This window comes from Pseudomonas sp. JDS08PS003, assembly GCF_045013505.1.
In the GTDB taxonomy this organism is placed as follows: Bacteria; Pseudomonadota; Gammaproteobacteria; order Pseudomonadales; family Pseudomonadaceae; genus Aquipseudomonas; species Aquipseudomonas protegens_B.
In genome coordinates this window covers 4536949-4562947 of record NZ_CP120724.1, presented here as the reverse complement: position 1 = coordinate 4562947, position 25999 = coordinate 4536949, and the positions used below count along the sequence as shown (strand labels likewise).

Genomic DNA, 25999 nt, shown 5'->3' with positions numbered 1-25999 from the left:
GGGCTTGCCCGCGAAGACGGCTGCCAGGGCGATGCAAGGCTGGCGGGCCGCTTCGCCGGCAAGCCGGCTCCTACGGGGGAGGGTGATGGGGTCAGAACAGGTTGAACGGGAAATTCCCCACCAGACGGAATTCGTCGTAGCTGCCATCGATCTGCCCACCGCTGGCGCGGTGGTTGTAGACGATGGTGCGCAGCACCGCATCCTTGAGCCGCCCGGACTGCACCACATACGCCAGCATCAGGCCGTTTTCGTTGTGCTTGGCGCCGTCCAGGCCGCGCACGTTGTAGCCGCGGTTGCGGCCATCGCGATCGCCGTCGTAGTGCGTGCCGTCGATGCCCCAGCCCTTGGCGTGCCACAGGCTGGCGCTCAGCCCCGGCACGCCATAGGCGGCAAAATCCAGGTCATAGCGCAACTGCCAGGACTTTTCATTGGGGCCGTTGTAGTCCGAGTAGAGGGAGTTGGCCATGTAATTGCCGGTGGACTCCCAGACGTAGTCGAAGTACTCGTTGCCGAACACCTGCTGCCAGGCCAGGGTCAGGCTGTGGGCCTGGTGGCTGCCGGTCAGCGCCAGACTGAAGGCGTCGTTGTCGATGTAGCCCAGGCGCTGCTGGCCCTGGTCCCGGGTGTGGTAGTAGTTGAACGCGGTCTTCAGCGCCAGCCGGCTTTTGTCCCCGGCGCGGTGGGTCAGGCCCAGGTAGTACTGGTCCCACATGTTCTCGAAGCGCGAGGCATAAAGGCTGCCTTCCAGGCCCAGGCCGGGCTTTACCGTCGCCCCCAGGTAGCTGATGCGCTCGCCGCTGTAGGCGCGGTTGCCGAAGGTGGTGGTCAGGCGTTCGCTGCCGGTGCCGGTGCGCGGGATGGCCCGGTCGAAGCTGCCGGCCTGCAGCGACAGCCAGTCGGTTTCGTTGCTGTACAGGCCCACGCCCTGGAAGCTCGAGGGCAGGGCGCGGTTGTCCTTGTAGCGCAGCACCGGGTTGTCGGTCATCAGGCGTCCGGCCTTGAGCTCGGTGTTGGACAGGCGCAGGCGTACGTCGCCGATGCCCAGGCGGCTCCAGGTGGGCAGGGCATCGCCGTCACTGTCCACCAGCACTCGGTCGCCGCCGTTGGCCACCCGGCCATGACCACGCTCCAGGTTGACCGCGCTGAACAGCCCGGCGTCGACGCCAAAACCCACCAGCCCCTGGGTGTAGCCGGAGCTGTACTTGAGCATGCCGGTCTGTACCCAGGTTTCCCGCACCCGGGTGCGCTCGATGCCGTCGGCCTTTTTGATCGACAGGTAGGTGTCGCGCTGGGTGTGCTGGTTGGAATAGTAGTGACGCAGGTTGAGGTCCAGGTGGCTGCCCTGGATAAACCCCGGCGCCTGATCCTGCTGGCTCGGGCGCGGGTTGTCCTGGGCCAGGAGGGTGCTGCTGGCGCTCATGGCCAGGACGCAAAGTACAAGCTGTTTCATGCTGCTTCCCCACAAATCAAAGGCGTCAAGCCACCGCCCGACCGCGGTTATGCGCGGCCGGCAGGGTAGAGAAAAACGCGGTGCCGGAAAAGAGTGCTGGGCAGTGCGAAGCGCGATCAGCGGGCGCGGGCTTCTGCGAGCCGTTGGCCGGGGTTGCTGCGTCCGGGTGCTTGCGGGCGGGTTTCCTTGGCGAACCAGGCGGCGGTCAGGCACACCAGGTTGGCCACCAGCAGGTAGCCCACCGGTGACATTGGGTTGCCGGTGGTGCCGATCAGCCAGGTGATGATGATCTGCGCCGTACCGCCGAAAGCCGCCACGCCAAAGGCGTAGACGATGGAGAAACCGGTGGAGCGCACCGCCTTGGGGAAACTCTCCACCAGCAACACGATCAGCGCCGCGCCGCTCATGCCGTGCAGGCCGGACAACACCGCCAGGGTCAGCAGGAACGTCGCCGGGCTGGGGTGCTCGGTCATCAACTGCAACGCCGGGAACAGCACCAGCAACAGCACCACCCGCGGCGCCATGAGGATGGTGCGGCGGCCGAAGCGGTCGCAGAGCATGCCGCCGGCAATCGCGCACACCGCCATGGCCGCGCCGGCCACCAGGGTCGAAAGCATGGAGATGCTGGTGGGCAGTTTCAGTTCGGTGAGGGCGAAGGTGGTCATGTAGTTGATGAAGTACTGGGTGATGGTGCTGCCGGACAGAATCAGCAGCCCCAGCACTAGGGCCCGGCGATGTTCGCCGAACACCTGACGCACCAGGCTGCCGGTGCTGGCTTCTTCGCCTTGGCCATGGAAGGTTTCCGCCAGGTTGCGGCGGATGTAGATGCCGATTGGCAGCACCAAGAGACCGAACACGAAGGGCACGCGCCAGCCCCAGCTGTTGAGGTCCTCGGGGGACAGCACCTGGGTCAGGGTGTAGCCCACGGTGCCGGCGGCCATGGCGGCCACGCCCTGGGCCACCACCTGCCAGCAGGCGTAAGTGCCGCGCTTGTGCGGCGGCGCGGCTTCGAGGATGTAGGTGGTGGCGGGGCCGGCCTCGCCGCCCCAGGCCAGGCCCTGGATCAGCCGGGTGAGCACCAGCAGGATCGGCGCGGCGATGCCGATGCTGTCGTAGCTGGGCAGGATGGCGATGCTGCCGGTGCCCACGGCCATCATCACCAGGGTCAGGAGCATCGCCGGCTTGCGCCCGACGCGGTCGGCGTAGGCGCCGATCAGCACTGCCCCCAGGGGCCGCACGATAAAACCGACGCCGAAGGCGGTGACCGATAGCATCAGGCTGACAAAGGCGCTGTCGGAGGGAAAGAAGGTGTGGCCGATCATCACCGCAAAGGTGGCGTAGACCCCGAAATCGAAGAACTCCACGGCGTTGCCGAGGATCACCGCGAACACGCTGCGCTTGCCCCCCGGGACATTCGGCGCTTCAGGATCCTGGTGCTGGGAGTGGGTGGAATCGTGACTGTGCATACTGGCCCCTCGAATTTTTATTCATAGGTTGCCCAGGCCCCGGGCGGCGAGGCCCGGGGCTGGGGTGAAGGTGGCAGTTTCGGTGTGTCAGTGGGACGGCGGACTTGGCCAGCTGTGGATCGCTCCGCGCCAGCTCTCATAGGTCTTGGCCACTTGCAGCAGCCATTGATCGGCAAAGCGCGGGGCGATCATCTGCAGGCCGATGGGCATGCCATCGGCGGCGAAACCGCAGTTGATCGACAGCGCCGGTTGTTCGCCCATGTTCCAGGGCAGGGTGAAGACGATGTGCTCGAACGGTTGCTGCGGGTCGTTGCTCGGCGATGGCCACTGGGCGGGAAAATGGTTGATCTGATTGGTGGGCGACAACACCAGGTCGAACTCGCTGAACACCTGGGCGGCGCGGCGACGCATCTCGAAGGTCTGGTTGAAGCCCAGCACCGCCTCGACCCCGGACAAGTCGGCCCCCGGCGCCGCCCAGTCACGGATATAGGGCAGCACCTTGGCGAACTGCTCGGCACCCAGGGCCGAAAGTTCCGCCCATTGCCGGGCGCGCCAGAAGCGGTCGAGGCCGTCCAGTTGGGCGCGATCCATGATCGGCGCCAGGGTGCGGACCTGGGCGCCGTGGCTCTCGAACAGTCGAGCGGCCTGTTCCACCGCTGCGCAGACAAAACCTTCCGGCTGCAGCCCTGCGCCGGGCTCCAGCATCAGGCCGATCTTCAACCCGTTGACCGACACCGGCTCATCGCTCCAGTCCGTGGTCAAGGGCGGCAGGCTGGTGGCATCCCGGGCATCGGGCCTGGCCAGGTGGCGCATCAGCAGCACGGTATCCGCGACGCTGCGGGTCATGGGCCCGGCGCAGCGCCCGGTGTAATACGGGTCGATGGGAATCCGCCCCAGGGTCGGCTTGAACCCCACCAGAGCGCACCAGGCGGCCGGCAGGCGCACCGAGCCGCCGATGTCGGTGCCGATGTGCAGCGGCCCGTAACCGGCCGCGGCGGCCGCAGCGGCTCCGGAACTGGAGCCGCCGGTATTGCAGGCGGTGTTCCAGGGGTTGCGGGTAATGCCGTGGAAGCTCGACAGACCCGACGACAACATGCCGAAATCCGGCACCGTGGTCTTGGCCAGGATGATCGCCCCGGCTTCACGCATCCGCGCGGCCGGTGGAGCATCCTGCAGGGCCGGCTTCAGGGTGGTGGCCGCGCTGCCCAGGGGAATCGGCGTGCCTTGGGTGGCGATCAGTTCCTTGATCGTCACTGGAATCCCGTCCAGCGGGCCGTTGGGCGTGCCCTTGTTCCAGCGCTCGGTGGCGGCCCGGGCCTGCTGACGCACCTGCTCCGGATCGAAGGCGTAGAGCGCACGGACATGCGGCTCCCAGCGCTCGATATGGGCCAGCAGATGCTCGTAATAATCCAGAGGCGAGAGCGTGCGGCTGGCGAATTGCGCCAGCAGCTGGGTGGTGGATAGATCGTGCAAATCAGTCATCGAACGCATCCTTGTGTCGGGCGTCAGTCGGGTTGCTGATGGCCCGACTGTATCGCTTCCACCCTAGCCCAACCATCACAAAGGACGCAGCCTGGTGTTGCGTTTTTGTGAGCACTGCGGCGGCGTATTCCTCGGCCTGATTGAATGCGGCCCCACCCGTTCGAGACGTTCTGTAGGAGCGGGCTTGCCCGCGAAGGCGGCCTCAAGGTTTGCACAAGGCTCACGGACCTCTTCGCCGGCAAGCCGGCTCCTACCGGTTCAGCGGGTCTGCGCTTGCAACTGACGACCCAGCACATCCAGCACATCGCAACCATCGCGCAGCGGGATGGCGCAGATCAGCGCTAGCTCTTGCAGCACCACGGCATCGCCGGGGATGTCGGGGCGGGCGGCGAAGTTTTCCAGCAGATGAGTGACGGCGCGGATGCGATAGGCGGCCGCTTCGTACAGCACATCGGCAGGGGCCTGGGTATCGATCAGCAGGGAAGGGATGGTGCAGTCGTGGCCGGTGATCGGCATGTATCTGTTCATAAGTAACGCCTCGGTCGGTTGAGAGCGCCACTGGATCGTCGCCAAACGAAAGGTGGCAGCTGTACGCAGGTTGGCGAACCGGGACCGGGGAGCCGGCAGACCCGAAGGTCTCCCGCGTACAGCCGCCATATAGGCAGCGTTACGGATGCGAAAAGCCCTGCAAATAAGCACAGGGCTCTCGCACACGGTCATCGGGTCGCCAAACCCGTTCGTCATCAGGACGACCCGGGACTATAGGCATGTACCCCAAAACGGAACAAGGCACTGGCAGGGCAGGACTTTCTGAGTTTGCTGTAGGACTCAGGAGCGCGAGTGTGGATCAAGCGTGCCGCGGGTTCAATGGCGGGGCTCAGTCGAAGCCGACGCTTGCGCTGTGGCGGGTTTCGCGTTCGTGCAACTGGTCGATATTGGTTTCGTAGGTGCATTGCCCGCTGCAGCGGTACTCGTAGCTGATGGTCGGCTTGAACTGCAATTTGAGCTTCGGCGTGTCGCGCTCTGGCGCCGGGGTCTGGGCGGGGGCCGGCAACGGAGGCTGCGGGTAGCTCAGGTCAAGGCCTGCGGCCTGGGCCGAACAGGTTGCCATCAGTAACAGACCTGGGAAAAACGCTTTGCAACTGAACATCATCGAATCCGCATTGCCATAAAAGGGTTGCCGATTATAACGAGCCCGGCGCCGAAAATTTAGCGGCAACGGCTCTGGATCGAGCTTTTGCTGCGGTTTAACCGCTGTTAGCCCTTCGCACCATGAAACATATGTCATGAACCGGCGGGGCGGGTCGCTCCTACACTGCAACTCACCTCCATGGCCAAGGACTCCCTCCATGACGGCAAGTACCCCAGCGAGCATTCTCGACACCTTGGAAGGCCAGCGCCTGCAGGGCAGCGATGCCGAGCACTGGCGCCAGTGGGGGCCGTACCTGAGTGAACGGCAGTGGGGCACGGTGCGCGAGGACTACAGCGCCGACGGCGATGCCTGGAACTATTTTCCCCATGAGCACGCCCGCAGCCGTGCCTATCGCTGGGGCGAGGACGGCCTGGCCGGGTTCTCCGACAAGGCCCAGCACTGGTGCCTGGGGCTGGCGCTGTGGAATGAACACGACAGTATTCTCAAGGAGCGTCTGTTTGGCCTGAACAACGCCGAAGGTAATCATGGCGAGGACGTCAAGGAGCTGTATTTCTACCTCGACGGCGTGCCCAGCCATGCCTATATGCGCATGCTCTACAAGTACCCCCAGGCGGCCTTTCCCTATGCCGATCTGGTGGCGGAAAACGCCCGGCGTGGTCTGTCTGAGGCCGAGTACGAGATCCTCGACACCGGGGTCTTCGAGGACAATCGCTACTTTGATGTGACGGTGGAGTACGCCAAGTACACGGCGGACGACCTCTTCATGCGGGTCACCGTGCACAACCGTTTTCACCAGCCGGCCCGTTTGCGGGTGCTGCCCCAGGTCTGGGCGCGCAACACCTGGAGTTGGGGCGGCGATGGGCCTCGGCCCAGCCTGCGCCTGGAAGGTGATCAGGTACTGGCGCGGCATGCGCAGCTAGCCGATCGGCAGGTCACCGCCTGGGGGGCGGCGCCTTGCCAATGGCTGTTCTGCAATAACGACAGCAACTTTCCCAAGCTGGACGGGGTGGCCTCTGCGGGGCCGTTCAAGGACGGCATCAACGATTATCTGGTGAACGGGCAGGCCACTGCGGTGGCCCTCGATGGCGGCACCCGGGCCGCGGCGCATTTTATCCTGGAGCTGGCGGGCGGCGAGAGCAAGAGTCTGTTCTTGCGCTTTGCCCCGGCGGGCAGTGAGCAGGTCAATGCTCGCCACCTGTTTGAGCAGCGTCGGCGCGAGGCCGATGACTTCTATGCGGCGCTGCAACAGCCCCTCGATGATGCGGATGCGCGCAATGTCCAGCGTCAGGCCCTGGCCGGGCTGCTGTGGTCCAAGCAGCTGTATTACTTCGACGTCAACCAGTGGCTCGATGGTGATCCTGGGCAGCCGGCACCGCCGAAGGCGCGCGCACACCTGCGCAATACCCATTGGCGCCATCTGTCCAACTGCGACATCGTGTCCATGCCCGACACCTGGGAATACCCCTGGTATGCCTCCTGGGACCTGGGTTTCCAGGCGGTAGCCTTTGCCCTGATCGATCCCGGCTTTGCCAAGCAGCAGTTATTGCTGTTGGTGAAAGACCGCTTCATGCACCCCAACGGTCAGTTGCCGGCCTACGAGTGGCGCTTCGACGACGCCAATCCGCCGGTACACGCCTGGGCCTGCTGGCGGGTCTATCAGCAGGAAAAGTCCATGACCGGCGCCGGTGACCTGGATTTTCTCGAACGCATTTTCCACAAGTTGCTGCTGAATTTTTCCTGGTGGGTCAACCGTAAGGACGCCGAGGGCCGCAACCTGTTCCAGGGCGGCTTTCTCGGCCTGGACAATATCGCCCTGTTCGACCGTTCCGCGCCGTTGCCGGAAGGCTTCGCTCTGGACCAGGCCGACGGTACGGCCTGGGTGGCGGCCTATGCCCTGGACCTGATGCGCATCGCCCTGGAACTGGCCAAGCGCAATGGCGTGTACGTGGACATTGCGGTGAAGTTCTTCGAGCACTTCCTCTATATAGCCGGGGCCATCAACCGGGTGGATGAAAGCGCCGAAGGGCTGTGGGATGAACAGGACCAGTTTTTCTACGACGTGCTGCACCGGCCCGACGGCGACAACGAACCCCTGCGCTTGCGCTCCATTGTCGGCCTGATGCCGCTGTTCGCGGTGCAGGTGCTGGAGCAGCACGAGCACGAGAACCTGCCGGGACTGGCTCAACGTCTGCTGGGCTTTTTGCATCATCGTCCGGACCTGGCGAGCCTGGTGTCGCGCTGGTACGAACCGGGCAAGGGTAACCGCATGCTCTTGGCGCTGTTGCGAGGTGAGCGCACCAAGGACCTGCTCAAGCGCATGCTCGATGAAAGCGAGTTCCTCTCGGACTTCGGTATCCGCTCCCTGTCCAAGGCCTTCGAGCAGCCGTTCGCCATGCAGGTGGATGGCAAGCAGTTGTGTGCCCGCTATGAGCCGGCGGAGTCCGATTCACGGTTGTACGGCGGCAACTCCAACTGGCGCGGGCCGCTGTGGATGCCGATCAATTACATGCTGATCGAATCCCTTCGTGAATTTCATCGGTACTACGACGTCAACTTCTCGGTGGAGTATCCGCGAGGTTCTGGATACCTGGCGTCCCTGGAGGAAGTGGCCGACGGCTTGAGCCAGCGCCTGACTCGTTTGTTTTTGCGGGATGAGGAGGGGCATCGGCCATCGATGAGCGGCTACCCACAGTTGCAGGTGGAGGCCGAGGACCGCGAGCTGGTGCTGTTCCATGAGTACTTCCATGGTGAAACCGGGCGCGGATTGGGGGCTAGCCACCAGACCGGCTGGACGGCGCTGGTGGCGTTGCTGTTGCAGCCGTGATCGCTTTGCCGGCGGCTTACAGGACCTAGCCCAAAGCGTTCATTCGCCATACCAGCGCGGCACATGCCTGGAAAAACCGGCGAAGTCCTCCCAGACTTTTTGCGTGCGTTGCAGGGTGGCCTGAACTTCCTGCTCGCCGAAAGCCATGGCCCAGAGCACGCTGAAGAAGGTATCGAACGCGGCGTAGAACGCCATGCGGGTGAGAAAGACAGGGTCGGCATGACCTGCGCAGTAGCCGTCGATCTGCCCGCGGGCGAAGTCGCTGCTGAGGTTGCAGGAAAACAGCGCCAGCCTGTTGAAGTCCCGCGCCGGATCTCCGAAACGGCAGCGGTTGAAGTCGATGATCGACAATTGGTCATCGGCGCCCACGATCATGTTGTTCAGGTGATAGTCACCGTGGAGAAACACCAGCGGCGTGTCTGCCAGCAGATGAAAGTGCTGTTCGAGAAACTGCAGGAAGTCTTGCTCATGTGCCACCTTGTGGCCACAGCTCCGGTATTGTTCGAGCTTTTTACGGTAGATGGCACGCATCTGCTGTTCGGCGTTTTCAGTGCCTTCAGGCGCAGCAACGCTGTGGATCTGCTGGAGTATTTGACCGGCTTGCAGACCAAGCTCATAACAGGCAGCGGCGGGCTGTTCAGCCACCCATTGCGCGCCATCCTTGCCTTCGATCCACGACAACAGCGAGTAAACCTGGCGTCCTGAATCAAACAGGCCGAAGTCCAAGGGCTGGGACATGGCGATGCCCTTTGCCGCCAGATGCTGGGTCCACTGGAACTCGTCGCGTTTGTTGACGTACTGGGATGAGTCGTTGGTGCGCAACAGCAGGTGTTGGCCTTGTTCGTCGACGATGTGAAAGATCCGATCGCTGGACCAGCCAAGGGTTTGTGCTTCGATGCTGCGCCATGTGGCGTGGCCTGGAATGTCTTGCATGATCGCCTCCTTGCAAAGTATTGCCGCCCCTGGGGGCGGCAATAAAAGGCGGCGAATGGTACGTGGCCTGGCGGTGCTTTTAAAGCCTGTCGCTCAGGCTGTGAATCAGCCCACCAGGGCAATGTCCTGGGGCTTGGCCCAGGCTTCTATCAGCCGCTCTGGTGTGCAGCAGGTCTTGCGCTTGTAGACGAAGTTGCTGCACTTCTCGGCGAAGCCCTTGCGGTTCTGCACCATGTCCATGTGCATGTCTTCCAGCTCGGCGTTGCGGCAGTGCTGCATCAGCTGGGGATCGGCATCCAGCTTGCGCTGGCGCAGGTGCTGGTAGCGCGGGTCGTTGAGCACGCCGTTGGCTCGCTGCAGCAGCCACAGGCCGAATTCATCCGGGCAGCGTGGGCCGATTTCCTGGACCATGCCCATCTGCAGGGCCTGGAGCGCGCTGATCGGCAGGCAGGCTTCGGTCAGTTGCTTGGCCATGGGCTGGCCGACGGCACGGGGCAGGCTGTAGGTCCAGTATTCGGAGCCGTACAGGCCCATGCTCTTGTAGTGCGGGTTGTACACGGTGTCGGCGCGGGCCAGAACCACGTCCGCCGCCAGGGCCAGCATCAGGCCGCCGGCGCCGGCGTTGCCGGTCAGGCCACTGACCACCAGTTGGCGGGCGGTGAGCAGCTCCAGGCAGACGTCGTCGATGGCCTGGATATTGGCCCAGGCTTCAAGGCCCGGCACCGGGGCGGCCTGGATCACATTGAGGTGCACACCGTTGCTGAAGGCGCCGCGACCGCCGCGTACCAGCAGCACCTGGGTGTCCCGGGCCTTGGCCCAGCGCAGGGCGCTGACCAGGCGCTGGCATTGCTCAGTGCTCATGGCACCGTTGTAGAACTCGAAGGTCAGCTCGCCGACCCTACCGGATTCGCGGTAGCGGATCGGTTGGTAGGCTTCGGTGCTGAACGGGCTGCTGGACACTGACCAGTCCAGCACCGGCACGTCGGCCAGGCGTTCGCCGAGTACGTGGCGGGCGGGGCGTTTGAAGGTTTCCTCGCCGGGCTGGGGCTTGAGGCGCAGGTAGCCGATCCACAGGCTGTGATCGCCGCAGGCCACCAGCACCGCGTCGTCGTGCACCGCCAGCAGTTGCCCGGGCATGCCGGTGCGTGAATCCAGGTGGGCGTCGTAGACGTAGTACTGGCCGCCGGCGAGGCTGGCCAGGACGCCAGGCTGGCCGTCAGCGGCGTCGATGCTGCGTTTGATGAACTGTGCGCTGTCGTGCCAGCTGAAGGTGCGGTCGCACTGCTTCATGTTCGGTTGCAGGCGGCCGAGCACCGAAGGGTTGTCGTAGTCCAGGGGCTCAGGGCTGAAGCCGTTGCGGAATTTTTCCACCACGTCGCGGATGCAGCGGATGGCAGCGTCACTCACCAGGCCGTTGTACAGCTCGGATTTGCGCAGTCCGCTGGGCAGGTTGAATTCATGGGTCGACCAGATCGGACCTGCATCCATTTCTTCGACGGCCTGCAGGGCGGTCACGCCCCAGCGCTTGAGTTCCTTGCTGATGGCCCAGTCTAGGGCGCTGGCGCCACGGTCGCCGACAATCCCTGGGTGAATGATCACCACCGGACGCTTGGGGTGGCTCCACAGCTGCTGCGGAACGCGATCCTTGAGGAAGGGGCAGATCACCAGGTCGGCCTGGGCTTCTTCGATCTGCCGGCAGACCTCTTCTTCGCCGGTGAACAGCACCACGCTGGGACGATGCCCGGCCTGGCGCAGGTCGAGCCAGGCCCGTTGGGTCAGACCGTTGAAGGCGGTGGACAGCAGGATGATCTTCAGTGATCGCATAAGCAGACTCTTCCGTGAGTGATAGCGGTGTGGCAAAGGGCTCCGGCTGTGCCGTCCCTGGCCGCGATGGAGGCGCAAGAGTAGAGGGGGGTTGCGGGGCGCAAGCTGACCGAGATCAATCAAGCGTGCGGCCTGGAGGCTGAGCCGCCCAGTGGTATTGATCCAGGGCAAAGCGGGGGGATAGAGGCGTTGCGTGGTGCAGAAACGACAAATCCCGCCACAGGGGCGGGATTTGTGTGCAGCCGGACCTTGTGGGGTCTTAGGCTGGGAACAGCTCGCTCAGTTTCATGGCCAGCATCATGTCGCCTTCGGCGCGCAGCTTGCCGCCCATGAAGGCTTGCATGCCGTCGGTTTCGCCGCTGACGATGCCGTCCAGGGTTTCGCCGTCCATCACCAGGGTGACTTGTGCGTCTGGGTTCTCGCCTTCTTTGAGTTCGCAGGTGCTGTCCTTGACGACCAGCGAGAAGTGCTTGGAGTCATCGATGCGGAAACCGAAAACCAGGTCCAGGCCGGCAGCGGCAGCTGGGTTGAACTTGGCTTGCATGGCTTGTACGGCGTCAGCTACGGAGGTCATGGTTCGATCCTTTTATGGGTGGTTACAGCAAGGGTCACAGTAAGCCGGGCTCAACGGAAAGTGATGAGCTCCGGGGCCTTCAACAGTTGCAGATGGGCATGACCGTTGAAGGAAGCCAAAGACACCTCGCGCCCGCGGAACTTCAGCTGGTTGAGCGAGGTGTTGACGATTTGCCAATTCAGTTCGAACGCCTGCTGGGCAGGTATCCGGGTGATCAGGTGGAGCAGGGCGGTGATGGTGCCGCCGGAGGTGAATACCGCGATCTTGTGCGGGTTGTCCGCCGCTTCGAGAATCCGTTGCAGGCCGCCCTGGACACGCTCGACGAACCCCAGCCAGCTTTCCAGCCCGGGCGGATCGTAAGTGCCGGCCAGCCAGCGTTGGATGATCAGGGCGAAGATGCGTTGGAACTCGGCACGGTTCTGCGCGGCATTGCGCAGGATATTTAGGGCCTCGGGTTCCTGGGGCAACAGGTCGGGGAGCAGGGCACGGATGATGGCGTCGGCATCGAATTCGTTGAAGGCTGAATCGATTTCCAGTGGCGGGTGGTCAAAACCGGCAGCGCTCATCTGTTCCATGGCGGTTTGCGCGGTGTGCTGCTGGCGCCGCAGGTCACCGGACAGGCAGCGATCGAAGCTCACTCCAAGGGCGGCCAGATGATCGCCGAGAACTGCCGCCTGGCGCACGCCGATGGCAGACAGCACGTCGTAGTCGTCTGCACCGAAAGAGGCTTGGCCATGTCGAATCAAATAGATGCTGCCCACGTCCGCGTCGTCCCGGTACGTTGAAAGTTTTGCGAGGTTATGAGGATGCCGGTGAGCTGTCAATGAAAAAACATACGCTTGTTTGAAATGCTTGTTGGAGCCTCGTTACACAAGGTTTCGCGACTGGTGGCCGGCCGGTCTCGTCGGTATGCTTGAGCCCATTACGCTGCTGGTTGGCAGCGGTTCATGTTTGAGGAGTCCCTGTGGAGTTTTTCGCCGAATACGCCAGTTTCCTGGCCAAGACCGTGACCCTGGTGGTCGCTATCCTGGTGGTGCTGATCACTGCCGCCGCCCTGCGCAGCAAGGGTCGCCGCAAAGGCGCCGGGCAGTTGCAGGTCAGCAAGCTGAATGATTTCTACAAGGACCTGCGCGAGCGCCTGGAGCAGAGCCTGCTGGACAAGGATCAGCTCAAGGCCCTGCGCAAGGCCCAGGGCAAGACCGAGAAGAAACAGAAGAAACAACCGGCCGAGGCCAAGCCTCGGGTGTTCGTGCTGGATTTCAATGGTGATATCAAGGCCTCGGCGACCGAAGGCCTGCGCCATGAAATCACCGCCTTGCTGAGCCTGGCCACGCCCAAGGATGAAGTGGTGCTGCGTCTGGAAAGCGGTGGCGGCATGGTGCACAGCTATGGTCTGGCCTCGTCGCAACTGGCGCGTATTCGCCAGGCCGGGGTGCCTTTGACCGTATGCATCGACAAGGTCGCGGCCAGCGGCGGCTACATGATGGCGTGCATCGGCGAGAAGATTATCAGTGCGCCGTTCGCCATCCTCGGCTCCATTGGCGTGGTGGCGCAGTTGCCCAACGTCAATCGTCTGCTGAAGAAACACGACATCGATTTTGAAGTGCTGACCGCCGGTGAGTACAAGCGCACCCTGACGGTGTTTGGCGAAAACACCGAGAAGGGCCGGGAGAAGTTCCAGGAAGACCTGGACGTGACCCATCAGTTGTTCAAGAACTTCGTATCCCGCTATCGCCCGCAACTGGCCATTGATGAGGTGGCCACCGGAGAAGTCTGGCTGGGGGTGGCAGCGCAGGAAAAACTGCTGGTGGACGAGCTGCAGACCAGCGACGAGTACCTGGCGGACAAGGCCAAGAATGCCGAGGTGTTCCACCTGCACTATGCCGAGCGCAAGAGCCTGCAGGAGCGCGTAGGCCTGGCGGCCAGCGGTTCCATCGATCGCGTGTTGCTGACCTGGTGGAGCCGCCTGACCCAGCAGCGGTTCTGGTAAGCCCCGAATTGCAGGCGCCTGTTCTGTAGGAGCTGGCTTGCCAGCGAAGGCGGTTGCAAGGTTTGTACAAGGCTCAAGGGCCCCTTCGCCGGCAAGCCGGCTCCTACAAAGGGCGCGTTGTTTGTTGGCGTGTGCTGTAGGAGCTGGCTTGCCAGCGAAAGCGGCCGCAAGGTTTGCGCAAGGCTCAAGGGCCTCTTCGCCGGCAAGCCGGCTCCTACGTCGGAGGGAGATGCGGATACAAAAAAGCCCTGAGCCGGGAAACCGGCTCAGGGCTTTTTGTTGGCGCCAGGGCTTAGCGGCGACGGAACAGCGGCAGCGGTTCGTCGGTGGCAGCCTGGTAGGTCACCGAGAAGTCCTTGAGGCTTTCCAAGGCTTCATAGGGGTCCTTGTCGGCCCGCAGTGCATAGGCGTCGAAGCCGCAGCGGTGCAGGTAGAACAGCTGGTCGCGCAACACGTCGCCAATGGCCCGCAGTTCGCCTTTGTAGCCATAACGGTCACGCAGCAGGCGGGCGTTGGAGTAGTTGCGGCCATCAGTGAAGGCCGGGAAGTTCAGGGCAATCACCTGGAAATGCTGGACGTCGTCACCGATTTCCTCGGCTTCTTCGTCCGCATCCAGCCACACGCCCAGGCCGCCGTCGCGAGCCTTTAGGGCATGGGCGTGATCGCGCCACAGGGCCAGCGGCACGATCAGGTCGTCGCAGTTGGAGATGCCGTCGAGGGTCGCATCCTTGGGCAGCAGGTGCCAGGTTTCGTCGATGACCTCGTTGTTCTTAATGATTCGCTGCATAGACGCGCTCCTTGAAGAGGTCGATGCCAATACGTTGATAGGTGTCGATGAAGCGTTCGTCTTCGGTACGTTGTTCCACGTACACGTCGATCAGCTTCGAGATCACGTTGGGCATGTCGTCCTGGGCGAAGGATGGGCCGAGGATCTTGCCCAGGCTGGCGTCACGGCTGGCGCTGCCACCCAGGGAGACCTGGTAGAACTCCTCGCCTTTCTTGTCGACACCGAGGATGCCGATATGGCCCACGTGGTGGTGACCGCAGGCGTTCATGCAACCGGAAATGTTCAGGTCCAGCTCGCCGATGTCGAACAGGTAGTCCAGGTCATCGAAACGGCGCTGGATCGATTCGGCGATCGGGATCGACTTGGCGTTGGCCAGGGAGCAGAAGTCGCCGCCCGGGCAGCAGATGATGTCGGTCAGCAGGCCAATGTTCGGTGTAGCAAAGCCGTTTTCGCGCAGCTCGCCCCACAGGGTGAACAGTTGGCTTTGCTCGACATCCGCCAGAATCACGTTTTGTTCGTGGGACGTGCGCAGTTGGCCGAAGCTGTAGCGGTCGGCCAGGTCGGCGATGGCGTCGAATTGCTTGTCGGTGACATCCCCAGGCGCTACGCCGGTGGGTTTGAGCGACAGGGTGACGGCGACATAGCCCGGCTTCTTGTGGGCCAGGGTATTGCGTACGCGCCAGCGGGCGAAGCCTGGGTGTTGCTGGTCCAGGGTGGCCAGTTCGGCATCCTGGTTGCTCAGGGTCTTGTAGTCCGGGTCGACGAAGTGCTTGGCCACGCGATGCACTTCGGCTTCGGTGAGGGTGGTCTGGCCGCCGCGCAGGTGGACCATTTCCGCCTCGACCTTCTCGGCGAACACTTCCGGCGTCAGGGCCTTGACCAGGATCTTGATCCGCGCCTTGTACTTGTTGTCACGACGGCCGTAGCGGTTGTAGACCCGCAAGATGGCGTCGAGGTAGCTCAACAGGTCCTGCCATGGCAGGAATTCGTTGATGAAGGCGCCGACCACCGGGGTGCGGCCCAGACCGCCACCCACCAGCACGCGAAAGCCCAGTTCGCCGGCAGCGTTGTGCACCGGCTCCAGGCCGATGTCGTGGACCTCGATGGCTGCGCGGTCGGAAGTCGAGCCATTGATGGCGATCTTGAACTTGCGCGGCAGATAGGCAAATTCAGGGTGGAAGGTGGTCCATTGACGGACGATCTCGCACCAGGGACGCGGGTCGATCAACTCGTCGGCAGCGACACCGGCAAACTGGTCGGTGGTGACGTTGCGCAGGCAGTTGCCGCTGGTCTGGATGGCGTGCATCTGTACCGTGGCCAGCTCGGCCAGGATCTCCGGCACGTCTTCCAGGGCCGGCCAGTTGAACTGCACGTTCTGCCGGGTGCTGATGTGCGCATAGCCTTTGTCGTAGTCGCGGGCGATCTTGGCCATCATCCGCGCTTGGCGCGAGGTCAATTGGCCGTAAGGCACGGCAACCCGCAACATCGGGGCAAAACGTTGGATATAAAGGCCATTCTGCAGGCGCAGGGGACGGAATTCCTCTTCGCTCAGCTCGCCTGCCAGATAGCGTCGGGTCTGATCACGGAACTGCTTGACGCGGTCCTCGATGATCCGCTGATCGTACTCGTCGTATACGTACATATAGGTCCAGTTCTCAGGCTACAGGTGGCGCCAAAGCGCACTTGGCAAATACTGCGGTGAACGGCTTCGGTACGTTGCTTCGACTGGCGTCGACCGGGGCTTGTCGCCGGTTTCACCTCGTCCTGCCTTCGTTCACGCTCAACCCCACCCATGTAAGCAAATCTGCGCGCACGGCCGCGCACTCCGATCGGAGCCGCCGAACGATACCAGTTTGCGGTTATGCGCAAAAGTGATGTTTGAGTATATGCAAAGAACCAAAACGACTAACGGTAGGGGTATATGAGTATCCACATTTGAGGTGGGGACAATCCTGGTCTTAACTGTGGTCGTGTCTTTGAGCAGTCACCGACAAAATCTACTAGAGGCGATGCTATGAGCCATCCAACCAAAGTAAGGAAAAGTGACAGTAGCGTTGATGCATGGGCGATTCTTTTTCTGATCATACTGGTCGTGGGTACGGCCGTGTTTTGGGTCAGCCACCAGTAGTCGAACGTAAAAGAAGAGCCCGAATTGTCGGACAATCAGGACGATTTGCCGCCGTTGGCTAGCACTTTGCCAGTTATACTGCCTGGGATAATCCAGGGGCTCTTTTCACAATGTTCAAGGTTCTGTGCAAGTGGGTGATATGGCTGAGTTTGCCGTTCTGGACGGTGGCTCAAGCAACGTCGGTGGTGTTTCTCAACCCCGGTAATTCGACAGAAATCTTCTGGGTCAGTTATTCGCAGTTCATGCAGGCCGCCGCCCGGGATCTGGGTATGGATCTGCAAATTCTCTATGGCGAACGCAATCCCCAGAACTCTCTCGATCAGGCTCGGGAGCTGTTTCAGCGAGCGCAAAAGCCCGATTATCTGATGTTGGTCAACGAACAGTATGTCGCTCCGCAGATCCTGCGCATGTCTCAGGGTACCGGGGTCAAGCTGTTTATCGTCAACAGCCCGCTGACCGAGGATCAGCGGGCGTTGATCAGCCAAAGCCGCAGCAGTTACTCCGATTGGATCGGCAGCATGATGGGCAACGATGAAGAGGCCGGTTATCGGATGCTCAAGGAGTTGTTGCGCAAGCATGGCCCTGTGCCTCAAGGGCAAACAATCGATTTGCTGGCCTTTTCCGGGGTGAAAGTCACGCCGGCGGCGCAGTTGCGCGAGCAGGGACTGCACCGGGCCCTGACTGAGAATCCGCAGGTGCGCCTGCGGCAACTGGTGTATGGCGAATGGAACAGGCAGCGGGCGCACGAGCAGGCGCAACAGTTGCTGCAGCGCTACCCGCTGACGCAACTGATCTGGTCGGCTAACGACGAAATGGCTCTGGGGGCCATGCAGGCTGCTCGGGAGTTGGGCCGAAAGCCGGGTGTCGACCTGCTGTTCAGTGGGGTCAACAGTTCGCCCGAAGCCTTACAGGCATTGATCGACGGGCAGTTGTCGGTGCTGATGGCCGGACATTTCACTATCGGCGGTTGGGCCCTGGTTGCCCTGCGTGATGATGCACTGGGGCTCGATGCCAGGCGCCTGGGTGGGCCGGACTGGCAATTGTCGCTGTTCCAGTCACTGACCCGAGCTCAGGCCCAGCAACTGCTGCGGATGGGCGATCAGGTGGGGGCCCGGTTCGATTTTCGCGGGCTGTCCGCCCAAGGCAAGCCGGACAGCTACCGCTATCCCTTCAGTTTGCAACTGCTGCTGCACTGACGCCGCTCAGACCCCCGCCAGGTGCATGGCCAGGTTGGCGATACCCAGCAGCACCAGTACGAACAGGGTGGTAAAGAGAATGCCCAGCACGATGAAGTGACTGGGTTTGCCGTGACTGAAGTCCCGGGCGCGATTTTTCCCGCTTTGTACGCCGAAGGCGGCCGCCAGCACGCTTTGCAGCATCTGCAGGAAGGTTGGGGGCTGATTGTCGCTGCTTGGATCGTCCATAAATCCCTCGACACGGTTGGGTGTCAACAGAGCATAGACAATGCCGCCTGTGATGGGGGCTGCACTTACCTAGGAGCCGGATCGCCGGCGAAGAGCCCCGAGAGTCTTGCATCGCACGCTCGAGCGCCCTCGCCGGCAAGCCGGCTCCTACCGCGTCCGGATCAGTTGTCGTAGCCCAAATTCGGCGCCAGCCAGCGTTCGCTTACGGTCAGGTCCTGGCCCTTGCGCTCGGTGTAGCTCTGCACCTGGTCCTTGTCGACCTTGCCCACGGCGAAGTACTGCGCCTGAGGGTGGGCGAAGTACCAGCCGCTGACCGCCGCCGCCGGGAACATGGCGAAATGTTCGGTGAGGAATACGCCGCTGCGGCCGGCGCGGCCTTCGCTGGCCTCGGGGTCGAGCAGGGCGAACAGGGTGCTCTTCTCGGTGTGATCCGGGCAGGCCGGATAACCCGGGGCAGGGCGGATGCCGCTGTACTGCTCCTTGATCAGCGCCTCATTGTCCAGCTGCTCATCCTTGGCATAGCCCCAGTAGTCTTTACGCACCTGCTGGTGCAACCATTCGGCGCAGGCTTCGGCCAGACGGTCGGCCAGGGCCTTGACCATGATCGAGTTGTAGTCGTCGCCGGCATCCTGGTAGGCCTTGGCCACTTCCTCGGCGCCGATCCCGGCGGTGGTGATGAAGCCGCCGACATAGTCAGTGATGCCGCTGTCCTTGGGTGCCACGAAGTCCGCCAGGGAGAAGTTCGGCTTGCCGTCGGTCTTGATGATCTGCTGGCGCAGGTGATGCAGGCGCGCCAGAGGCTGGCCATCATCGCCGTAGACTTCCAGATCGTCGTCCTGCACCTGATTGGCCGGCCAGAAACCGAATACCGCACGGGCGCTGATCAGCTTCTCGTTGATCAGCTTGTCGAGCATCTCCCGGGCGTCTTTGTACAGCGCGGTGGCGGCTTCACCGACCACCTCGTCTTCAAGGATGCGCGGGTATTTGCCGGCCAGGTCCCAGGAGATGAAGAACGGCGTCCAGTCGATGTACTCGGCCAGCACCTTGAGGTCGATGTTGTCCAGCACTCGGGCGCCGGTGAAGCTCGGTTTGACTGGCTGGTAGCCGGCCCAGTCGAACTGCGGCTTCTTGGCGATGGCTGCGGCGTAGCTCAGGCGCTCGGTGCGGGCGCTGCGGTTGGCGGTGCGCTCGCGGACTTCGACGTATTCCTCGCGGGTCTTCTGCACGAAACCGGCCTTGAGTTCCTTGGACAGCAACTGCGTGGCCACGCCCACGGCGCGGGAGGCGTCGGTGACGTAGACCACTGCATCATTGCTGTACTTGGGCTCGATCTTCACCGCAGTGTGGGCCTTGGAGGTGGTGGCGCCACCGATCATCAGCGGCAGGTGGAAATCCTGGCGCTGCATCTCGCGGGCGACGTGGACCATCTCGTCCAGGGACGGGGTAATCAGCCCGGACAGGCCGATGATGTCGCACTTCTGCTCCTTGGCCACCTGGAGGATCTTCTCCGCCGGCACCATCACCCCGAGGTCGACGATGTCGTAGCCGTTACAGCCCAGAACCACGCCGACGATGTTCTTGCCGATGTCGTGCACGTCGCCCTTGACCGTGGCCATGAGGATCTTGCCCTTGGCCTCCGGCTTGTCGCCTTTCTCCAGTTCGATGAACGGGATCAGGTGCGCTACCGCCTGCTTCATCACCCGGGCGGATTTCACCACCTGGGGCAGGAACATCTTGCCGGCGCCGAACAGGTCGCCGACCACGTTCATGCCGGACATCAGCGGGCCTTCAATCACTTCGATCGGGCGGCTGAAGCTCAGGCGCGACTCTTCGGTGTCTTCGACGATATGGCTGGTGATGCCTTTGACCAGGGCGTGCTCCAGGCGTTTGTTGACCTCCCAGCTGCGCCATTCCTCGGTTTCGGCTTCCTTGACGCTGCCATCGCCCTTGAACTGGTCGGCGATGGCCAGCAGGGCATCGGTGCCATTGGGCGTGCGGTTGAGTACCACGTCTTCCACGGCATCACGCAACTGCTGCGGGATCTGATCGTAGATCTCCAGCTGGCCGGCGTTGACGATACCCATGGTCAGGCCGTTGCGGATCGCGTACAGCAGGAACACCGAGTGGATCGCCTCGCGCACCGGGTTGTTGCCGCGGAACGAGAACGACACGTTGGACACGCCCCCGGAGCTCAGGGCGTAGGGCAGCTCGTCGCGGATGTAGGCGCAGGCGTTGATGAAGTCCACCGCGTAGTTGTTGTGTTCCTCGATGCCGGTGGCCACGGCGAAGATGTTCGGGTCGAAAATGATGTCTTCCGGCGGGAAGCCCACTTCATTGACCAGGATGTCGTAGGAGCGCTTGCAGATTTCCTTCTTGCGCGCTTCGGTGTCGGCCTGGCCGACCTCGTCGAAGGCCATCACCACCACGGCAGCGCCGTAGCGTTTGCACAGCTTGGCGTGGTGAATGAACTGCTCCACGCCTTCCTTCATGCTGATGGAGTTGACGATGCCTTTGCCCTGGATGCACTTGAGGCCGGCTTCGATCACTTCCCACTTGGAGGAGTCGATCATGATCGGTACGCGGGAGATGTCCGGCTCGCCGGCGATCAGATTGAGGAAGGTGACCATGGCCTTCTTCGAATCCAGCATCCCTTCGTCCATGTTGATGTCGATCACCTGGGCGCCGGCTTCCACCTGCTGCAGGGCGACTTCCAGGGCTTCGGTGTAGTTGTCCTCGCGGATCAGTCGGGCGAACTTGGCCGAACCGGTGATGTTGGTGCGTTCACCGACGTTCACGAACAGCGAGTTGCGATCGATGGTGAAGGGCTCCAGGCCCGACAGGCGGCAGGCCTTGGGGATGTCCGGAATCTGCCGTGGCGCATAACCGGCAACGGCTTTGGCGATGGCGCCGATGTGCCCTGGGGTGGTGCCGCAGCAGCCGCCGACGATGTTGAGGAAACCGCTCTGGGCGAACTCCTCGATGATCTTCGCGGTTTGTTCCGGCAGTTCGTCGTACTCGCCGAATTCGTTGGGCAGGCCGGCGTTGGGGTGCGCCGAAACGTGGGTACTGGCCTTGTTCGACAACTCTTCCAGGTACGGACGCAGTTCGCTGGCGCCCAGGGCGCAGTTCAGGCCCACCGAGATCGGCTTGGCGTGGGCCACGGAGTTCCAGAAGGCTTCGGTGGTCTGGCCCGACAGGGTGCGGCCGGAGGCATCGGTGATGGTCCCGGAAATCATGATCGGCAGCTCGACGCCCAGTTCCTCGAACACGCCCTGTACGGCGAAGATCGCCGCCTTGGCGTTCAAGGTGTCGAAGATGGTCTCGATCAGGATCAGGTCGACGCCGCCTTCGATCAGGCCCTTGGTGGCCTCGGTGTAGTTCTCCACCAGTTCATCGAAGGTGACGTTGCGGTAGCCGGGGTTGTTGACGTCGGGCGACAGCGAGCAGGTACGGCTGGTCGGGCCCAGGACGCCGGCGACGAAACGTGGCTTGTCCGGGGTCTCCTGGGTCTTGGCGTCGGCGATCTTGCGCGCCAGGCGTGCGCCTTCTACGTTTAATTCGTAGGCCAGTTCTTCCATGCCGTAGTCGGCCATGGAAATGCGCGTGGCGTTGAAGGTGTTGGTTTCCAGGATGTCAGCGCCGGCATCCAGATAGGCTTTTTCGATGCCGCCGATCACGTCCGGACGGGTGATCACCAACAGGTCGTTGTTGCCCTTGACGTCGCTGGGCCAGTCGGCGAAACGCTTGCCACGGTAGTCCTGTTCTTCGAGCTTGTAGCTCTGGATCATGGTGCCCATGCCGCCATCGAGAATCAGAATGCGCTCTTTGAGGGCTTGCTGGAGAGCGTGGAGGCGAGCACTGCGATCAGACATGAGAACTACCTGGTAGGGCCATTACGAAGGGCGTGGATCATAGCAAACCTGCATGGATTTGCGGCATGTACGGGTTTTTCATGAATATCGCTCATGTTGGTCGGTGGGCGACCCCGGTAGAATCGCGGCGTTTTTTATTTTCGGGATCAGGGACATGCCGTATCGTTTTGTCGTTGCCAGCGCTTTGCTGCTTCTCAGTTCATTGTGCATGGCCCAAGGTCCGGCTATTTCCTACACCCGCGACATCCAGCCGATCTTCACCGAGAAGTGCGTGGCCTGTCATGCCTGCTACGACTCCGCCTGTCAGCTCAACCTGGGCAGTGGTGAGGGGGCCGGTCGCGGTGCCTCGAAAATTCCGGTGTATGACGGCGAGCGCAGCAAGGCCCAGGCCCCGACCCGCCTGTTCTACGACGCCAGTGGCAAGGCGGCCTGGCAGCGCCAGGGCTTCTATTCGGTGCTCGATGCCCAGGGCAGCCAGGCCGCGCTGATGGCGCGGATGCTGGAACTGGGGCATCGCACGCCATTGCAGCCCAATGCCAAGTTGCCCAGTGAAATCGCCCTGGGCCTGAACCGGGAGAACATGTGCCCGCAGCCGGCGGAGTTCGACGCCTATGCCGGCGCGCATCCGAAAGAGGGCATGCCGCTGGCGGTCACCGGTCTTACCGATCAGCAATACCAGACCCTGCAACGCTGGCTGGCCTCCGGCGCACCCATCGACGAGCAGGGTCTGGCCCCCAGTGCCCGGGAAAGCCTGCAAGTGGCTCAGTGGGAGAACCTGCTCAACGCCCCTGGCGCTCGGGAAAGCCTGGTGGCGCGCTGGCTCTACGAACACTGGTTCCTGGCCCATGTCTATTTCGAAGGCGGCGAGCCGGGGCACTTCTTCCAGTGGGTGCGCTCGCGTACCCCCAGCGGCCAGCCCATTGACCTGATCAACACCCGTCGCCCCAACGACGACCCGGGCACCCAGGTGTATTACCGCCTGTGGCCGGTGCAAGGGGTGATCGTGCACAAGACCCACATCACCTACCCGCTGAGCGCGGCGAAGATGGCCCGGGTCAAGACCCTGTTCTACAGCGGCGACTGGCAGGTCACTGCCTTGCCGGGCTACGGACCCGGGCGCCGAGCCAATCCGTTCGAGACCTTTGAGGCGATTCCGGCCAAGGCCCGCTACCAGTTCATGCTCGATAACGCCGAATACTTCGTGCGCACCTTCATTCGTGGCCCGGTGTGCCGCGGGCAGATCGCCACCGATGTGATCCGCGACAACTTCTGGGCGCTGTTCCAGGCCCCGGAACATGACCTGTACATCACCGATCCGACCTATCGCGGCCAGGTCACGCCGCTGCTGGCCATGCCCGGGCAGAACGACGATGTCGGCAGCGTGCTCAGCTTGTGGCTGTCCTATCGCGACAAGCGCAACGAGTACGAAGCCCTGCGCCGCGACTTCTATGCAGACTCTCCGGCACCCAGTTGGTCAACCCTGTGGGCCGGCAACGACAACGCGCTGCTCAGCATCTTCCGTCACTTCGACAGTGCTTCGGTGACCAAGGGCCTGATCGGCGAGGTGCCGCAGACGATGTGGCTGTTCGACTACCCGCTGCTGGAGCGCACCTATTATCAGCTGGCAGTGAATTTCGACGTGTTCGGCAACGTTTCCCACCAGGCCCAGACCCGGCTGTACTTCGACCTGATCCGCAACGGCGCCGAGCAGAACTTCCTGCGCCTGATGCCCGCCGGTACCCGCGAGGATTTCCTCGACGATTGGTACCAGAACAGCGGCAAGTTCAAGATGTGGCTGGATTACGAGTCCATCGACGATGACAAGCGCAGCGCGCTGAAACTGGACCCCAAGGACCCGAAGAAAGACTTCGCCCATCAGTTGCTGGCGCGCTATGGCGAGCTCAATGCCAAGCCCGACCCGATCAATCGCTGTGACAGTGCCTATTGCTCGCGGCCCAATATCGACCCGGCGCTGCAGGATGCCGAGCAGGCCCTGAGCAGCCTGGCGTCGCGCCCGGCGGCGGGGCTCAAGGTCATCGAACAGTTGCCGGAAGCCACCCTGCTGCGGGTCCAGGCCCCGAGCGGCAAGCGCGAGTTCTACAGCATGCTGCGCAATCGCGCCCACAGTAACGTGGCTTTCATGCTGGGCGAGTCGCTACGCTACCAGCCGGGCCTGGACACCCTGACCATTTTCCCGGGCATTCTCAGCAGTTATCCGAATTTCATGTTCAACGTTCCCACCGAGCAGGTGCCGGCGTTTGTCCAGGCCATGCAAGAGGCCCGGGACGCTGCCGGCTTCGAGAAGATCGTCGATCGCTGGGGGATTCGCCGCAGTCATCCGCAGTTCTGGCAGTACTTCCACGACCAGACCCGCTATCTACAGGAAGTCGACCCGGTCGAGGCCGGCGTCATGGACATGAACCGTTACGAAAACCTCTGATACAGGGCCGCTATCTGTCCTCGGGCCGCCTACTGACGGGGCCCGGGGATGCCCTATACCAAGGTCTATCCCGACAAAAATACTAGGACTTTGTCAGCGGCGTCGATTGGCGTAAACTGCGCCCACGTCTGCGAGGAACCACCATGAGCGCCATAACCATTACCGACGCCGCCCACGATTATCTGGCTGATCTGCTATCCAAGCAGAACACCCCGGGGATTGGCATCCGCATCTTCATTACCCAGCCAGGGACTCAGTACGCCGAGACCTGCATCGCCTATTGCAAGCCGGGCGAAGAGAAACCCGAAGACAAGGCCCTTGGCCTGAAGAGCTTCACCGCCTACATCGACGCCTTCAGCGAAGGTTTCCTCGATGACGCGGTGGTCGACTACGCCACCGACCGCATGGGCGGCCAACTGACCATCAAGGCGCCCAACGCCAAGGTGCCGATGGTCAATGCCGACAGTCCGGTCAACGAGCGCATCAACTACTACCTGCAAACCGAGATCAACCCGGGGCTGGCCAGCCACGGCGGCCAGGTCAGCCTAATCGACGTCGTTGACGACGGCATCGCCGTGCTGCAATTCGGTGGCGGTTGCCAGGGTTGCGGCCAGGCCGACGTGACCTTGAAGGAAGGCATCGAGCGCACCTTGCTCGAGCGCATCCCCGAGCTCAAGGGCGTCCGCGACGTCACCGACCACACGCAGAAAGAAAACGCCTACTACTAAGGCGTTCGCTGCGAACTAAAAAACGGCGCCCCGTGAGCGCCGTTTTTTATGCCCGCAAGTCCCCCCCAAAAAAACTTCCGTAGGAGCCGGCTTGCCGGCGAATGGGCCCCCGAGCCTTGCACCGATACCGAGGACGCCTTCGCTGGCAAGCCAGCTCCTACAAAGGGGGAGAGGTGTCAGGGGCGATAGAGGTGCGCGTGTCCGGCGCGATACAGGGACGACTCGCTGAAAACATCCGTGGCCAGCACCCGGCCCACCAGGATCAGCGCCGTGCGCCGGAAACCCTTGGCCGCGACCTGCTCGGCAATGTCGGCCAGGGTCCCCAGGACCCAGTCCTGGTCCGGCCAGGTGGCACGATGCACCACCGCAATCGGGCAGTCGGCGCCGTAGTGCGGCAGCAGCTCGGCGACGATTTTCTCCAGGTGATTGACCCCCAGGTGAATCGCCATGGTGGCGCCGTGGGCCGCCAGGCTGGCGAATTCCTCACCGGCAGGCATGGCGGTCTTGTCCGCATAGCGGGTGAGAATCACGCTCTGGGACACATCCGGCAAGGTCAGCTCGGCCCCCAGCAGCGCGGCGCAGGCCGCTGTGGCGGTGACTCCGGGGACGATTTCGAAGGCAATGCCCAACTCCCGCAGGCAGCGGATCTGTTCACCGATGGCGCCATACAGGCTCGGGTCGCCGGAATGTACCCGGGCCACATCCTGTCCTTGGGCATGGGCTTCCCGGATGGCCTCGATGATCTGTTCAAGGTGCAGTTCGGCGCTGTTGATCACCCGCTCAGCACGGTGGCCTTCCAGTACGGCCTGAGGCACCAGGGAGCCGGCGTAGATGATCACCGGGCAGCGATGGATCAGGCGCTGGCCCTTGACCGTGATCAGTTCCGGGTCGCCGGGACCGGCACCGATGAAATAGACAGTCATG

General features: G+C 62.7%; 19 protein-coding genes. 5 read left to right on the top strand and 14 right to left on the bottom strand.

The features are described from left to right. Window positions 1-91: 91 nt before the first annotated feature. The 5 genes from P7C00_RS20200 to P7C00_RS20180 all read right to left on the bottom strand — a co-directional run bounded on the left by P7C00_RS20200 (window position 92) and on the right by P7C00_RS20180 (window position 5509). The gene (locus tag P7C00_RS20200) at window positions 92-1450 is read right to left on the bottom strand and encodes an OprD family outer membrane porin (protein WP_346635305.1); all 1359 of its coding nucleotides are present in this window, start codon (window positions 1448-1450) and stop codon (window positions 92-94) included. A gap of 116 nt (window positions 1451-1566) precedes the next feature. Then, entirely contained in the window at window positions 1567-2916 is a 1350-nt protein-coding gene (locus tag P7C00_RS20195; RefSeq protein ID WP_404937213.1) for a citrate-proton symporter, read from the bottom strand. Between the two features lie 87 nt (window positions 2917-3003). Then, window positions 3004-4398, bottom strand: a complete 1395-nt coding sequence (locus P7C00_RS20190; RefSeq protein ID WP_404937212.1) for an amidase — start codon at window positions 4396-4398, stop codon at window positions 3004-3006. A 258-nt stretch (window positions 4399-4656) separates the two neighbouring features. Beyond that, complete coding sequence (locus tag P7C00_RS20185) at window positions 4657-4926, bottom strand: hypothetical protein (RefSeq protein ID WP_346635308.1); 270 nt, start codon at window positions 4924-4926, stop codon at window positions 4657-4659. Window positions 4927-5275: 349 nt separating this feature from the next. Beyond that, complete coding sequence (locus tag P7C00_RS20180; RefSeq protein ID WP_346635309.1) at window positions 5276-5509, bottom strand: hypothetical protein; 234 nt, start codon at window positions 5507-5509, stop codon at window positions 5276-5278. Between the two features lie 238 nt (window positions 5510-5747). On the opposite strand from P7C00_RS20180, the gene P7C00_RS20175 reads away from it, so the two are divergent. Next, window positions 5748-8375 (top strand): MGH1-like glycoside hydrolase domain-containing protein, encoded by a 2628-nt coding sequence (locus tag P7C00_RS20175; RefSeq protein WP_346635310.1) that lies wholly within the window; start codon window positions 5748-5750, stop codon window positions 8373-8375. A gap of 39 nt (window positions 8376-8414) precedes the next feature. On the opposite strand, the gene P7C00_RS20170 is transcribed toward P7C00_RS20175, so the two are convergent. From P7C00_RS20170 to P7C00_RS20155, 4 genes are all read right to left on the bottom strand, one after another. Beyond that, the gene (locus P7C00_RS20170) at window positions 8415-9308 is read right to left on the bottom strand and encodes an aminoglycoside phosphotransferase family protein (protein ID WP_346635311.1); all 894 of its coding nucleotides are present in this window, start codon (window positions 9306-9308) and stop codon (window positions 8415-8417) included. A gap of 105 nt (window positions 9309-9413) precedes the next feature. Then, window positions 9414-11132 carry a hydrogenase maturation protein gene (locus P7C00_RS20165; RefSeq protein WP_404937211.1) on the bottom strand — a complete coding sequence of 573 codons (1719 nt, stop codon included), beginning with the start codon at window positions 11130-11132 and terminating at the stop codon, window positions 9414-9416. 259 nt (window positions 11133-11391) lie between these two features. Further along, complete coding sequence (locus P7C00_RS20160) at window positions 11392-11706, bottom strand: SCP2 sterol-binding domain-containing protein (protein ID WP_011061945.1); 315 nt, start codon at window positions 11704-11706, stop codon at window positions 11392-11394. A gap of 50 nt (window positions 11707-11756) precedes the next feature. After that, window positions 11757-12467, bottom strand: a complete 711-nt coding sequence (locus tag P7C00_RS20155; protein WP_346635313.1) for a histidine phosphatase family protein — start codon at window positions 12465-12467, stop codon at window positions 11757-11759. A 203-nt stretch (window positions 12468-12670) separates the two neighbouring features. Between P7C00_RS20155 and sohB the strand changes: the two genes are divergently transcribed. Further along, window positions 12671-13696, top strand: a complete 1026-nt coding sequence (gene sohB / locus P7C00_RS20150; protein WP_123725935.1) for a protease SohB — start codon at window positions 12671-12673, stop codon at window positions 13694-13696. A 292-nt stretch (window positions 13697-13988) separates the two neighbouring features. On the opposite strand, the gene P7C00_RS20145 is transcribed toward sohB, so the two are convergent. Continuing rightward, window positions 13989-14483 (bottom strand): DUF934 domain-containing protein, encoded by a 495-nt coding sequence (locus P7C00_RS20145; RefSeq protein WP_159892932.1) that lies wholly within the window; start codon window positions 14481-14483, stop codon window positions 13989-13991. Beyond that, on the bottom strand, window positions 14467-16125 hold the full coding sequence (locus tag P7C00_RS20140; protein WP_346635314.1) for a nitrite/sulfite reductase: 1659 nt from the start codon (window positions 16123-16125) through the stop codon (window positions 14467-14469). Before P7C00_RS20140 ends, P7C00_RS20145 begins: the two co-directional genes overlap by 17 nt. Window positions 16126-16721: 596 nt before the next feature. Here P7C00_RS20140 and P7C00_RS20135 point away from each other — a divergent pair. Further along, window positions 16722-17807 carry an ABC transporter substrate-binding protein gene (locus P7C00_RS20135; RefSeq protein WP_404937210.1) on the top strand — a complete coding sequence of 362 codons (1086 nt, stop codon included), beginning with the start codon at window positions 16722-16724 and terminating at the stop codon, window positions 17805-17807. A gap of 6 nt (window positions 17808-17813) precedes the next feature. Here the strand turns inward: P7C00_RS20135 and P7C00_RS20130 are convergent, their stop codons facing one another. Both P7C00_RS20130 and metH read right to left on the bottom strand, forming a co-directional pair. Beyond that, window positions 17814-18035: a DUF2970 domain-containing protein gene (locus P7C00_RS20130; RefSeq protein ID WP_102864877.1), complete on the bottom strand. Its 222-nt coding sequence runs from the start codon at window positions 18033-18035 to the stop codon at window positions 17814-17816. 161 nt (window positions 18036-18196) lie between these two features. Further along, complete coding sequence (gene metH / locus P7C00_RS20125) at window positions 18197-21907, bottom strand: methionine synthase (RefSeq protein ID WP_346635316.1); 3711 nt, start codon at window positions 21905-21907, stop codon at window positions 18197-18199. 154 nt (window positions 21908-22061) lie between these two features. On the opposite strand from metH, the gene P7C00_RS20120 reads away from it, so the two are divergent. Further along, complete coding sequence (locus P7C00_RS20120) at window positions 22062-24347, top strand: fatty acid cis/trans isomerase (protein WP_404937209.1); 2286 nt, start codon at window positions 22062-22064, stop codon at window positions 24345-24347. 143 nt (window positions 24348-24490) lie between these two features. Next, on the top strand, window positions 24491-25075 hold the full coding sequence (gene nfuA / locus P7C00_RS20115) for a Fe-S biogenesis protein NfuA (protein WP_102864880.1): 585 nt from the start codon (window positions 24491-24493) through the stop codon (window positions 25073-25075). Window positions 25076-25251: 176 nt separating this feature from the next. Here nfuA and cobM read toward each other — a convergent pair whose 3' ends face one another. Beyond that, entirely contained in the window at window positions 25252-25998 is a 747-nt protein-coding gene (gene cobM / locus P7C00_RS20110) for a precorrin-4 C(11)-methyltransferase (RefSeq protein ID WP_346635318.1), read from the bottom strand. Window position 25999 lies beyond the last annotated feature (1 nt).